10 protein-coding genes are annotated in these 12,413 nt (G+C 62.5%); 9 read left to right on the top strand and 1 reads right to left on the bottom strand.

What is annotated here, in order from left to right; translation table 11 throughout:
* The first annotated feature begins 1 nt into the window (after nt 1).
* Together ACF8FB_RS06715 and ACF8FB_RS06710 are read left to right on the top strand one after the other, a co-directional pair.
* A complete protein-coding gene (locus ACF8FB_RS06715; protein ID WP_049588308.1) occupies nt 2–823 on the top strand; it encodes a thermonuclease family protein in 822 nt (273 codons plus the stop codon).
* Between the two features lie 177 nt (nt 824–1,000).
* Entirely contained in the window at nt 1,001–2,269 is a 1,269-nt protein-coding gene (locus ACF8FB_RS06710) for a malic enzyme-like NAD(P)-binding protein (RefSeq protein ID WP_004575488.1), read from the top strand.
* A gap of 372 nt (nt 2,270–2,641) precedes the next feature.
* On the opposite strand, the gene ACF8FB_RS06705 is transcribed toward ACF8FB_RS06710, so the two are convergent.
* Entirely contained in the window at nt 2,642–5,092 is a 2,451-nt protein-coding gene (locus ACF8FB_RS06705; RefSeq protein ID WP_392509471.1) for a penicillin-binding protein 1A, read from the bottom strand.
* 206 nt (nt 5,093–5,298) lie between these two features.
* On the opposite strand from ACF8FB_RS06705, the gene pilM reads away from it, so the two are divergent.
* The 7 genes from pilM (at nt 5,299) to ACF8FB_RS06670 (ending at nt 12,234) form a co-directional block, all read left to right on the top strand.
* On the top strand, nt 5,299–6,180 hold the full coding sequence (pilM, locus tag ACF8FB_RS06700) for a type IV pilus biogenesis protein PilM (protein ID WP_392511139.1): 882 nt from the start codon (nt 5,299–5,301) through the stop codon (nt 6,178–6,180).
* On the top strand, nt 6,177–6,713 hold the full coding sequence (locus ACF8FB_RS06695) for a PilN domain-containing protein (RefSeq protein WP_010955628.1): 537 nt from the start codon (nt 6,177–6,179) through the stop codon (nt 6,711–6,713). The genes pilM and ACF8FB_RS06695 overlap by 4 nt, the downstream gene beginning before the upstream one ends.
* Before the next feature lie 11 nt (nt 6,714–6,724).
* Complete coding sequence (locus ACF8FB_RS06690; protein ID WP_392511138.1) at nt 6,725–7,726, top strand: pilus assembly protein PilP; 1,002 nt, start codon at nt 6,725–6,727, stop codon at nt 7,724–7,726.
* Entirely contained in the window at nt 7,650–8,912 is a 1,263-nt protein-coding gene (locus ACF8FB_RS06685) for a type IV pilus secretin PilQ (protein WP_010955626.1), read from the top strand. Before ACF8FB_RS06690 ends, ACF8FB_RS06685 begins: the two co-directional genes overlap by 77 nt.
* 4 nt (nt 8,913–8,916) lie before the next feature.
* The gene (gene aroK / locus ACF8FB_RS06680) at nt 8,917–9,435 is read left to right on the top strand and encodes a shikimate kinase AroK (protein WP_010955625.1); all 519 of its coding nucleotides are present in this window, start codon (nt 8,917–8,919) and stop codon (nt 9,433–9,435) included.
* Nucleotides 9,436–9,531: 96 nt separating this feature from the next.
* Nucleotides 9,532–10,629 (top strand): 3-dehydroquinate synthase, encoded by a 1,098-nt coding sequence (gene aroB, locus ACF8FB_RS06675; protein ID WP_010955624.1) that lies wholly within the window; start codon nt 9,532–9,534, stop codon nt 10,627–10,629.
* Nucleotides 10,630–10,644: 15 nt separating this feature from the next.
* Nucleotides 10,645–12,234, top strand: a complete 1,590-nt coding sequence (locus ACF8FB_RS06670) for an SPOR domain-containing protein (RefSeq protein ID WP_020191281.1) — start codon at nt 10,645–10,647, stop codon at nt 12,232–12,234.
* The last annotated feature ends 179 nt before the right edge of the window (nt 12,235–12,413 follow it).

Below are 12,413 nucleotides of genomic sequence, written 5' to 3'. Positions count from 1 at the left end.
CATGCGCATGGCGAATCCTTCGGGTTTCGCATTGTTGCTGAAGAAGGCGTCCCTTGTGGGCGCCTTTTTTGTGGGCGTTATCTGGCATTTCCCGGTCCTGGCGTTCTGCCCACTGCCGGACAAGCCCCAATGGGTAGCGGTACGACAGGTGGTTGATGGCGACACCTTGCGTCTGGTCGATGGCCGCAGTGTGCGGCTGATCGGTATCAATGCCCCGGAAATGGGTCGCAAGGGACGTACCAGTGAGCCCTATGCCGAAGCTGCCAGGCGGCGATTGCAGGCCTTGGTCAAGGCCAATGACGATCGCGTCGGGCTGGTGCCTGGTGTTGAAGGTAAAGACAAGTACGGTCGCACACTGGCGCACATCTACAGCCGCAATGGCGACAATCTGGAAGCGCAATTGCTTAGCGAGGGCTTGGGCTACCGCGTGGCTATTGCCCCTAATGTACGTCTCAGCGGTTGTCAGCAGCTTGCCGAACAAGCTGCGCGCCAGGCCGGCGTTGGCCTGTGGCGGCATTCGCCCGTAGTGGCTGCAAGCGATGTCAGGCAGTCAGGTTTCGCTGTTGTGCGTGGTCGTATCGAAGGTATCGAGCGAAATCGTGGTGGGGTCTGGCTGACCCTGGGCAGTACCCTGGTGCTGCAGGTTCCCGCTCGTCTGCAGCGCAACTTCCCCGCCAGCTTCTTCGATAACCTCAAGGGGCGCCAGGTCGAAGCGCGCGGCTGGGTGCTGGATCGTTCCCGCAGGGGTGGCCTCAAGCCCGGGCAGCGACGCTGGGTGTTGCCATTGACCGATCCGAGCATGTTGGAGCGCATTTCAGGCTAAAAGATGTAGACATTTCGCTACTGGATTGTACACACTGTTGGTCGTATGCCCCGTGGGTTGTAGCGTAAAGTCGTAGGCTAAAGGCCTTGACACAAGTGACCGGCCAGTCTTGTGGCTCCCCGGCTCTTTGCGTATCCTCGGCGGTCCGTCAGAACAGTAAATAGCGGAATGCCCACCATGTCAGACCTGAAAACCGCCGCTCTCGAATATCACGCTCAACCTCGTCCGGGGAAACTGAGCGTTGAACTCTCCAAGCCCACTGCCACCGCCCGTGACCTCGCCCTGGCCTACAGCCCAGGTGTTGCAGAGCCGGTGCGCGAAATTGGCCGTGATCCAGAGCTGGCTTACAAATACACCGGCAAAGGCAACCTGGTTGCGGTGATTTCCGATGGCACTGCCATCCTCGGTCTGGGTGACCTCGGCCCACTGGCTTCCAAGCCGGTCATGGAAGGCAAGGGTGTTCTGTTCAAGCGTTTCGCCGGTATCGATGTGTTCGACATCGAAGTCGAGTCGGAAAGCCCGCAAGCGTTCATCGACACCGTTCGCCGCATTTCGATCACCTTCGGTGGCATCAACCTTGAAGACATCAAGGCACCTGAGTGCTTTGAAATCGAACGTACCCTGATCGAACAGTGCGACATCCCGGTGTTCCACGATGACCAGCACGGTACTGCCATCGTGACTGCCGCTGGCATGATCAACGCCCTGGAAATCGCCGGCAAGAAACTGGAAGAAGCCAAGATCGTCTGCCTGGGCGCCGGCGCTGCTGCCATTTCCTGCATGAAGCTGCTGGTAAGCATGGGTGCGAAGGTCGAGAACATCTTCATGATCGACCGTAGTGGCGTGATCCACGCTGGCCGTGACGACCTGAACCAGTACAAGGCGCAGTTCGCCCACGCGACCGACAAGCGCACCCTGGCCGACGCCCTTGACGGTGCCGACGTGTTCGTAGGTCTGTCTGGCCCGAACCTGCTGAGCCCGGAAGGCCTGAAGTCGATGGCTGCCAACCCGATCGTGTTCGCCTGCTCGAACCCGGACCCGGAAATCTCGCCAGAGCTGGCGCATGCCACTCGCAACGACGTGATCATGGCTACCGGTCGTTCCGACTACCCGAACCAGGTCAACAACGTACTGGGCTTCCCGTTCATCTTCCGTGGTGCTCTGGACGTTCGCGCCAAGCGTATCAACGAAGAAATGAAGATCGCTGCCGCTATCGCCCTGAAAGACCTGGCCAAGCTGCCAGTGCCGAAGGAAGTTTGCGAAGCCTATGGCGTTGAAGGCCTAGAGTTCGGCCGTGAGTACATCATTCCGAAGCCGCTGGATGCACGCTTGATCACCGTCGTTTCCGATGCTGTGGCCAAGGCTGCCATCGAATCCGGCGTGGCTACCCTGCCATATCCGAAGCACTACCCGCTGACCAGCGTGGATGAAGTGTTCAACGGCTGATCGCCGCAAGCGACAAAAAAAAGCCCCGGCTCGCATGAGCTGGGGCTTTTTGTTGGGGCTTGAGAATGTGTCAGGGCTGCAAGGTGCTTGTCACAACATTTTTGGCGCCTATGAGATCGAGCGCCGCCCGCGCGGCGCATCGCGAGCGAAGCTCGCTCCTACATTTGTTTCGGGCCAGTTATTCCTGAAATAGAAGCGCGCGGCCCCCTGGCGTCCACCTCGATATTGTGTCGGGCAAACAAGGCGGTCGCGTGCGTTGGTGCAGGCGATACCGGCCCGAAACAAATGTAGGAGCGAGCTTCGCTCGCGATGCGCCGCGCGGGCGGCGCTCGATTTACGCGCCCACGTAAAACCTGAGCCGAACGCCCTGCTTCAGAACAAATCCATCGGTGCCGCTTCATCCGCCGGCAGCGGGCTGCCCGGTGCCGCGCCATTGCCCAGCTCGTCCACCGACGGCGGCGAATCTTCGGCTTTGAACAGCTCGAAGTAGGCATTCGGGGTGCTCGGCGATGCCGCGCGCCCGCTGACCGGGTCGACGCGCAAGCTGAGAATGCCCTCCGGTTCTGCCGGGGCATGCGCAGGCTTGTCCTTGAGCGCCGCGCCCATGAAGTTCATCCAGATCGGCAGTGCCGCAGTCCCGCCATATTCGCGGCGGCCGAGGGTTTCCGGTTGGTCGAAGCCGACCCAAACGGTAGTCACGTAATCGGCGTTGTAACCGGAGAACCAGGCGTCCTTGGATTCGTTGGTCGTACCCGTCTTGCCCGCCAGGTCGGTGCGGCCCAAGGCCAGCGCCCGGCGGCCGGTGCCGCGCTTGATCACGTCCTGCAGCATGCTGGTGAGGATGTAGGTGGTACGCCCGTCGATGATCTGTTCGGCCACTGCCGGCGCTTGCGATGCCGCGGCCACCTGGCTGAAGGCAGAAGGTGCTTCGCCTGGCATGGCCGCAGTGCTGATTGGCTGCTCGGGTGCGGCCAGGCCCGCCTGGTCTTGGGCACCTTGCGGTACGCGGGCCGGGTTGGCGGTGAACAGTGTCTCGCCGCTGCGGCTCTCGATGCGCTCGATCAGGTACGGGGTGATCTTGTACCCACCGTTGGCAAAGGTGCTCCAGCCGGTGGCGATTTCCATCGGGGTCAGGGTGGCGGTGCCCAGGGCCAGCGACAGGTTGCGCGGCAGGTCCTGCTTGTTGAAGCCGAACTTGGCGATGTAGTCGATGGTGCGGTCCACGCCCATGGCTTGCAGCAGGCGGATCGACACCAGGTTACGTGACTTGTACAGCGCCTCACGCATGCGGATAGGGCCGAGGAAGGTGTTGGTATCGTTCTTCGGTCGCCACACTTTATCCACCGACTCGTCAACGAACACGATCGGCGCATCGTTGACCAGGCTGGAAGCGGTGTAGCCGCTGTCCAGCGCTGCGCTGTAGATGAAGGGTTTGAAACTCGAGCCCGGTTGGCGCTTGGCCTGCACGGCGCGGTTGTAGTTGCTCTGTTCGAACGAGAAACCGCCGACCAGGGCGCGGATGGCGCCGTTGTTCGGGTCGAGGGTGACCAGGGCACTCTGCGCAACGGGCACCTGACTGAACTTCAATGTGCCATCGTCAAGGCGTTGCAGGCGCACCAGGTCACCGACCTGGGCCACGTCGGCCGGTGATTGCGGTGAACGGCCCTGGGCGTTGTTGTTGATGAACGGGCGCGCCCATTTCATGGTGTCCCAGGCAACCTGCGCCTCTTGGCCGTCACGGGTCAGCACCTTGAGGCCGGTGTGTTCCACCTGGGTGACAATGGCTGGCTCCAGGCCGCCAAGGGTGCGTTGCTTGCCCAGCTCCTGCAGCCACGCTGCCTGGGTGCGGCCCGGGAAGCGTGCTTCAGGGCCACGGTAGCCGTGGCGCTCATCGTAATCGGAGAGGCCCTTGAGGACGGCCTTGTTGGCCATTTCCTGCATGTCGCTAGGCACGGTGGTCGTGACGCGGAAGCCTTCGGTGTAGGCGTCGCTGCCGTAGCGGCCGACCATTTCCGCGCGGGCCATTTCGGCGATGTACGGGGCATTCACCTCAGGCGTCGGCACGTGATAGCTGGCGTTGAGCGGCTCGGCCAGGGCGGCCTCATAGCTGGCCTGGTCGATCTTGCCTAGCTTGTACATGCGCCCAAGGATCCAGTCGCGGCGCTCTTTGGCGCGCACCGGGTTGGCCAGCGGGTTGAAGCGCGACGGTGCCTTGGGCAGGCCGGCGATCATCGCCATTTGCGCCAGGCTCACGTCACGGATGGACTTGCCGTAATACACCTGTGCTGCTGCATCGATACCGTAGGCGCGGTTGCCCAGGTAGATCTTGTTCACGTACAGCTCAAGGATTTCGTCCTTGGTCAGCTCACGCTCGATCTGCAGGGCCAGCAGGATTTCGTTGGTCTTGCGTGAGAAGCTGCGTTCGCTGGTGAGGAAGAAGTTCTTCGCCACCTGCATGGTGATGGTGCTGCCGCCGGTCTGGATATGCCCGGTTTTCACCAGCTGGGTCGCGGCGCGCATCAGGCTGCTGGGGTCGACACCGTAGTGGTTGAGGAAATTGTCGTCCTCGGCTGACAGCAGCGCCTGAATGAATTGTGGGGGAATTTCCGCGAAGCGGATCGGCGAGCGGCGCATTTCGCCGAATTCGGCAATCAGCTTGCCATCGCTGCTGTACACCCTGAGGGGGATCTGCAACTGGATGCTTCTGAGGGACTCGACCGAGGGCAGGCTGGGACTAAGATACAGAAACGCACCGCTCACACCGAGTACGAGCGCGCAGATGACTGCGACGGAAGACCACCAGAAGAACTTCAGCAGACGTATCAAGGCTTTTCGGTGTCCAGGTTGGGAGTGGATTGCACGCAGGTCCGGTGGACCAAAAAACGCTGGGCATTATAAGCATTTTTCGCCTTTCCGGGTGACCGGCCAGGCTACTCGTCGAGTCGATGGGTAGCCCTGGCCCAGTGTTGCCGCGGGGTTGCGACAGGTGGCTGCGCTTGGCAGCTGTAACAGACAGCAAAGGAGTCGCGATGTTTGGACGCTTCGGCAAGGATGCCGGTTCACTCGTGGGGGTGGAAATTACGCCCGACGCCGTTCGGATCATGCAACTGCAGCAGCGCAATCGACGCTGCCGTGTGATGGGGTCGGCACAAGAGCTGTTTCAGGCGCCGCTGGCCGATGACTGGGCTCAGGCGCCTGGGGTGGTGGTGGCTGCGCTGCAGCGAGCTTACCGGCGCAGCGGCCTCTGGCAACGCCGGGTAGCGCTGGCATTGCCGGCCAGTCAGGTTATCTGCAAGTTGTGCCATCTGCCGGTGGAGCAGAGCGGGGCGCAGTTGGAGGCACAGCTGCTTGCCGATGCAGAGCGGCTGTTTCCGTTTCCGCTGGAAGACCTGGCCTTGGATTTTCAGGTCATGGGGGCTTCCCATGACCAGCCAGGTTGCTCCGAGGTAATGGTTGCAGCCTGTCGGCAGAGTGCGCTGGCGTCACTCGAAGCCGTCGTCGAGGAGGCGGGCTTGCAGTTGGAGGCCGTCGAGGTCGACAACATTGCCTTGTGCCGCATGTTGCCACAGGGTGGCCTTGAGGGAGCAGCGCTGCTGCGTGTCGAAAACCGCAGCGTAACCCTTCATGACTGGCAGCCGGGCAGGGCGTACCAGCGCTGTGAGCTGCAAACGACTGGCCCGGACATGAACGGGCAATGGCCAGAGCGTCTCCAGGCTTTACTGGTCGGGCAGAGCCGGCCTGCGGGGTTGTGGGTTGCCAGCAGCTCATCGATCAATCCGGGCTGGCTACAAGCCTTGGGCAGCCGGCTGAATGTGCCGTGCACCTACCTGCCTGGGCTGGCAGGGCTGGAACATGTCGATGGGGCGATGCTCCTGGCCTGCGCCTTGGCCTTGGGAGGGCTGCGCCCATGATGCGGCTGAACCTTCTGCCCTGGCGCGAACGGCAGCGTCAGGCGGCGCTGCGGCGCTTTCGAGGCCAGTTGATTGCTGGCGCACTCCTGGCTTTGTGCGCCGTGATGCTGGTCGATCAGCTGGCCCGCCAACGCGGGCAGCAGCAGGTGCTGGCCAATACCCAGCGCCAAGCGACCCTTGATATACAGGATGAGCAGTTGCAGCCGCTGGCCGAAGTGCGTGCACAGCATGAAGCGCTACTTGCCCGTGCGGTGGCCCTGGAGGGCCTGCGCGCCCATCAGGGTGTATTGGCCGGTGTCTTCGCCGACCTTGAAGGGGCGTTGCCTGAAGGTGTGCAGCTAATCGGCCTGAGCCTTGATAGTGGCCGCTTGCAGGTGACAGGGTTGGCTGCGTCCGGTGCAGTGGTGGCGCAGTTCATGCGCGACTTGAACCGCTCGAACGTTTTGCTCGATCTGGAGCTCAAGCGCATCAAGAGCCTGCCGGACGGCGATGAGTTTCTGCTCACCGCTCGCGTTGCGGCGTTCTGGTCGTGAGTCCAGCGCAGATGCTCGCTTGGCTGGCGGTGGTCGAGGGCTCAGGCCGCTTCCGACGGTTGGCGCCAGCGCTGATCGCTGTTGTGTTGTTCAGCCTGGGCTGCGCGATGCGCCTGCCTGCCCTGTTACAGCAGCAGGCGCGGGAGGATGCCAGGCATGTCGAGTTGAACCAGCTGCAGGCAGCCAATGCAGCGCAGTTGGCCGAACTGGAGCGGCTGAAGGCTTTAGTGGTGATTGCCGAACAGCGGTTGCAAGAGGCGCACTGGTATCTGGCCGCCGGGGAGAGCATGAGCGACCTGCTTGAACGGCTGGCAGTGTCGGGGCATGCACATGGCTTGCTTGTCGAACGCCTCGATGTAGAGGCAGGTGAGCAACAGGCCGGATTCAGCAAGGTACCGCTGGTGGTGCAAGTGGTGGGGCGTTATCCGGCCTTGCGGCTGTGGCTGGACGACTGGTTAGGGCAGGCACGGATTCTGCGCAGCGGTGACATGAGCCTGGCAACCGTTGATCGCCAGCCTGGACTGTTGCGCCTGCAGTTGCGGGTTGATGCCTATCACACGGCTACGCCCGTGAAGGCACCTGCAATGCTGGCGCACCTGCCGGCAAGGGCCGCAATGGCTGCGCCTGAAGTGGACCCGTTTGCGCCCGCTGCGGCGCGAGTGGCCAGCGCCGGGCTGGTCGGCGTGCCGTTGGCGCAGCTGGAAATGGTCGGCAGCCTGGCGCGCGGGGCGGCACGCGAGGCACTGCTGATGGCGGCTGGCAAGCTCTATCGCGTACGCCCGGGCGACCGGGTAGGGCGTGATCAGGGGGTAGTGATGCATATAGACCAACGTCAGGTCGAAGTGCGTGAGCGGCTGTTCATGGCGGGGGTATGGCACGAGCGCACGGCGTTCATCACCCTCACCAAGCGCCTGGGCAAGGAGGCCTTGGACCCGAATGAAAACATGGATGAAATACCTGTTGGCGACCCTGCTGTCGATCCCGCTGGCTTCGGCGACGCCTTACCAGGGTGAACCCCTGTCGCTGAACTTCCAGGATGTTGAGGTGCGTGCGGTGCTGCAGGTGCTGGCTGACTACGCTGGCGTCAACCTGGTCGCCAGTGATGCGGTACAAGGCAGTGTCACTTTGCGTTTGCAGGACGTGCCGTGGGATCAGGCGCTTGACCTGGTGCTGCGCAGCAAGGGCCTGTCCCGGCGCCAGGAGGGCAATGTGCTGTTGGTGGCACCTGCAGCCGAGTTTGCCGCGCAATCAGCAGACGCCCGGGTGAGTCAGGCGCTGGATGCGCACCTGCAGCCATTGCGTCGGGAGCTGCTGCCCATTCACCACGCCAAGGCCGCCGATCTGGCGCAGTTGCTGCTGGCAGGCCTGGAGGGTGACGGCATCCCTCCGGCTAGCTTGAGTGTCGATGAGCGCACCAACACGTTGGTGGTGCATCTGCCCGCTGACCGCCTGGCCGAGATGCGCCAGCTGGTGGCGCAGTTGGATGTGCCGGTGCGCCAGGTAGCGATCGAGGCGCGTATCGTCGAGGCCAACGTCGATTATGAGAAAAGCCTGGGGGTACGCTGGGGTGGGCCGCTGTACGGCGAGAAACTGCGGCCCGGCAAGGAGCTGTTCGTCGACCTCGGTCTGGAGCGTGCCGGCAGCAGTATCGGCCTGGGTTTGTTGCGCGGTGACGTGCTGCTGGACCTGGAGCTCAGTGCCATGGAAAAAAGCGGCAACGGCGAAATCATTTCGCAGCCCAAGGTGGTCACGGCTGACAAGGAAACGGCAAGGATCCTCAAGGGTACCGAGGTGCCTTACCAGGAAACGAGCCAAAGCGGCGCTACCTCGGTATCGTTTCGCGAAGCCTCGCTGTCGCTGGAAGTAACGCCACAGATCACCCCGGACAACAAGGTGATCATGACCGTCAGGGTGACCAAGGACGAGCCGGATTACGTCAATGCCTTGAACAACGTACCGCCGATTCGCAAGAACGAGGTCAATGCCAAGGTTCGTGTGGCTGACGGCGAAACGATCGTGATCGGTGGCGTCTACTCGACTTCGCAAAACAATGTGGTCGACAAGGTGCCATTTTTCGGCGATCTGCCGTATGTTGGGCGGCTGTTTCGACGCGATGCATTACAAGAGAAAAAATCCGAGCTGCTGGTCTTCCTGACTCCGCGTATCATGAGTGACCAGGCGATTGCTGTGAGTCGTTGATTCTGTGCGAAATTTGATACTTGTGGGGCCCATGGGCGCTGGTAAAAGCACCATCGGACGCCTGTTGGCCAAAGAGCTGCGCCTGCTGTTCAAGGATTCCGACAAGGAAATCGAACTGCGATGCGGCGCGAACATCCCGTGGATATTCGACAAGGAAGGCGAGCCGGGTTTCCGTGATCGCGAGCAAGCGATGATTGCCGAGTTGTGCGCGCTCGACGGTGTGGTGCTGGCCACCGGCGGTGGCGCGGTGATGCGCGAAGCCAACCGGCAGGCGCTGCATCAGGGTGGCCGGGTGATCTACCTGCATGCTTCGGTCGAGCAGCAAGTCGGCCGCACCGCGCGCGACCGCAATCGCCCGCTGCTGCGCACGGCCAATCCCGAGGCGACCTTGCGCACCTTGCTGGAAACCCGCGACCCGCTCTACCGCGAGATCGCCGACCTGGTGGTTGAAACCGACGAGCGGCCACCACGCATGGTGGTGATCGATATTCTCGAGCGCTTGCAGCAGTTGCCGCCCCGTTAACCCGGGACTATTCTCGGCCTCCAGCGCCGAGGCGAGGCTCAACGTTACCGCGCAGGCCGCCGGATGGCGCCGCGCCCAAGTACATTGTGGGGATACATGCAGACACTAAAGGTCGACCTGGGCGAGCGTAGCTACCCGATCTACATTGGCGAAGGCCTGCTGGACCAGCCTGAGCTGCTGGCGCCGCACATTGCGGGTCGGCAGGTTGCCATCGTCTCCAACGAGACCGTCGCGCCGCTGTATCTCGAACGCCTGAGCAAGGCCCTTGGTGCCTACTCGGTACTGCCCGTTGTGTTGCCCGATGGTGAAGCCCACAAGAACTGGGAAACATTGCAGCTGATCTTCGATGGCCTGCTGACAGCTCGGCATGATCGTCGTACTACTGTGGTCGCTCTGGGTGGTGGCGTGATTGGTGACATGGCTGGTTTCGCAGCCGCCTGCTACCAGCGCGGTGTCGATTTCATCCAGGTGCCGACTACCCTGCTGTCCCAGGTCGACTCTTCCGTGGGTGGCAAGACCGGCATCAATCATCCGCTGGGCAAGAACATGGTCGGTGCGTTCTATCAGCCCAAGGCGGTGCTGATCGATACCACCAGCCTCAAGACCCTGCCAGCGCGCGAGCTGTCTGCAGGTCTGGCCGAAGTGATCAAGTACGGCCTGATTTGCGACAAGCCGTTCCTCGCCTGGCTCGAAGACAATATGCAGGCACTACGTGCCCTCGATTCGGCAGCCCTGACCGAGGCCATCCGCCGCTCCTGCGCGGCCAAGGCAGCAGTGGTGGGTGCCGACGAGCGCGAGTCCGGCCTACGGGCCACGCTGAACCTGGGGCATACCTTCGGGCATGCTATCGAAACCCATATGGGCTATGGCGTGTGGCTGCACGGCGAAGCCGTCGCGGCGGGCACAGTGATGGCCCTGGAAATGTCCATGCGCCTTGGCTGGATCGACCAGGCTGAGCGCGATCGTGGAATCCGCCTGTTGCAGGACGCAGGTTTGCCGGTGGTGCCACCACAGGAAATGACCCCGGCGCATTTCATGGAGCACATGGCGGTCGACAAGAAGGTGCTCGACGGTCGTTTGCGTCTGGTGCTGCTGCGCCAGATGGGCGAGGCCGTGGTGACCGACGACTATTCGAAAGAGATTCTCCAGGCCACGCTGTCGGCGGATTACCGCGCGATCGTGGCCCAGCTTTGAGGTTGTGACAGCGCAATGACAAGTTTGCATGCCGATGAGGCCTTTCTCGACCATTACCAGTTGAGCCATGATCCGTTCGCGCCCCGCGTACCTGGCTTCAAGTTCTTCCCGGCCCAGCGCAAGCCCGTGCTTGGCCAACTGCACCACCTGGCGCGCTATAGCCAGTTGATGCTGGTGGTCAGTGGCCCATTGGGCAGCGGCAAGTCGCTGCTGCGCCAGGCCCTGGTGGCCAGCACCAACAAGCAGGCTGTGCAAAGTGTGGTGGTGTCGGCCCGCAGCGCCAGCGATGCCTCCAGTATGCTCGCGCAGGTTGCGCAGGAGCTGGGTGTCGCCCAGCCCGAGGTGCAGGCGATCCTGTCGAAGGTGGTGCAGCTGGCACTGACCGGGCAGGAAGTGTATTTGCTGGTGGACGATGCGGAACAACTCGACGAGTCGGCACTCCAAGCGTTGCTGGAATTGGCGGCGGGGGTACCTGAAGGGCGTCCGCACGTGTTTCTGTTCGGTGAGCCATCGCTGATTGCCGGGCTGGATGAGCTCAATGTCGAGGAAGAACGTTTTCACATCATCGAGCTTGCGCCCTACAGTGAAGAAGAAACCCGCGAGTACCTGGAACAGCGCCTGGAAGGGGCTGGTCGGGGCATCGAGGTGTTCAGCCGTGAACAGATCGCCGATATCCATGAAAACTCCGACGGCTGGCCTGGCAACATCAATCAGGTCGCCCGTGACACTTTGATCGAAGCCATGATCGCCAGCCGCTCGACGGCCAAGCGACCAACCATGGGGTTCAAGATGCCTAAAAAACATGTGCTCGCGCTGTCCGCTGTGGTCGTGGTTGCCGTTGCGGCCGCGGTATTGATGCCCAAGAAAGGCGACAAGGCCCCTGCCGAAGCGCCGGCTGCCCAGGCCCAGTTGCCACTGGGCGACGGCAAGCAGGGTGCTGCCATCGAGTTCTCTGGCTCGTCCCAGCCAATGCCGCTGCCACTGGTTGGCCAGTCGCAGCCGGTGATGCGCGAGCCGCTGGCCCAAGCCGCAGGCATGGGCGAGGGTGAAGAGGGAGGCCCGGCTGTCGACACCGCGCTGCAGCCTGGCAACCCGCCACCCACCGTGACCACCATCGCTCCGCCACAAGGTGTGCCGGCTGGCCCGGCGCCTGCGCCTGCCCAGCCCGTGCAGTCGGTTGCGCCTGCGCCCAAGCCTGTTGCAACCCAGCCCGCCAAGCCGGTTGCACCGGCCAAGCCAGCACCAGCGCCGACCCAGGTCGCCGTGGCCAAGCCGGCTGCCAAAGCTGCCGAAAAACCAGCCGCCGCTGGCGCTGGCAACAGTGGCTGGTATGCCGGACAGAAGCCGGGCAATTATGTGGTGCAGATCCTTGGTACCAGCTCCGAGGCGTCGGCCCAGGCTTACGTCAAGGCCCAGGGTGGCGACTATCGCTACTTCAAGAAAAACCTGCAGGGCAAGCCTCTGTACGTCGTGACTTACGGCAGTTTCGCCAACCGCGACGCAGCGGTTGCGGCAATCAAGAACTTGCCAGCGAAGGTCCAGGCTGGTAAACCTTGGCCACGTACCGTCGGCAGCGTCCAACAAGAGCTGGCCACGGCCCGCTGATACCTTCCGGGCGGCATCACCCCGCCGCCCAGTAGCTAAGCGAATTCTAGCTTTCGACTAGCCTGCTGCGCCCGAGCGCGGCAGGCTTTTCTGTCCCGGACTGCCGGCCACAAGCCCTTAGTTGCAGTCATGGCTGAAACGCTTCAGACTCGAGCCAAGCCGCTATCACGGCGCATGGC

Origin of the sequence: Pseudomonas sp. yb_2, assembly GCF_043103905.1 — a bacterium.
Taxonomy (GTDB): Bacteria; Pseudomonadota; Gammaproteobacteria; order Pseudomonadales; family Pseudomonadaceae; genus Aquipseudomonas; species Aquipseudomonas alloputida.
The sequence above is the reverse complement of the archived record's forward strand: the minus strand, read 5'-3'. Positions and strand labels throughout refer to the sequence as shown.

Bases quoted from the DNA above. Each gene is read 5' to 3' on its own strand.
- pilM (WP_392511139.1), top strand. From the start codon at position 5,299: ATGTTTGGACGCTTCGGCAAGGATGCCGGTTCACTCGTGGGGGTGGAA.
- ACF8FB_RS06695 (WP_010955628.1), top strand. From the start codon at position 6,177: ATGATGCGGCTGAACCTTCTGCCCTGGCGCGAACGGCAGCGTCAGGCG.
- aroB (WP_010955624.1), top strand. From the start codon at position 9,532: ATGCAGACACTAAAGGTCGACCTGGGCGAGCGTAGCTACCCGATCTAC.
- ACF8FB_RS06670 (WP_020191281.1), top strand. From the start codon at position 10,645: ATGACAAGTTTGCATGCCGATGAGGCCTTTCTCGACCATTACCAGTTG.
- ACF8FB_RS06710 (WP_004575488.1), top strand. From the start codon at position 1,001: ATGTCAGACCTGAAAACCGCCGCTCTCGAATATCACGCTCAACCTCGT.
- ACF8FB_RS06715 (WP_049588308.1), top strand. From the start codon at position 2: ATGCGCATGGCGAATCCTTCGGGTTTCGCATTGTTGCTGAAGAAGGCG.
- ACF8FB_RS06690 (WP_392511138.1), top strand. From the start codon at position 6,725: ATGCTCGCTTGGCTGGCGGTGGTCGAGGGCTCAGGCCGCTTCCGACGG.
- ACF8FB_RS06685 (WP_010955626.1), top strand. From the start codon at position 7,650: ATGAAAACATGGATGAAATACCTGTTGGCGACCCTGCTGTCGATCCCG.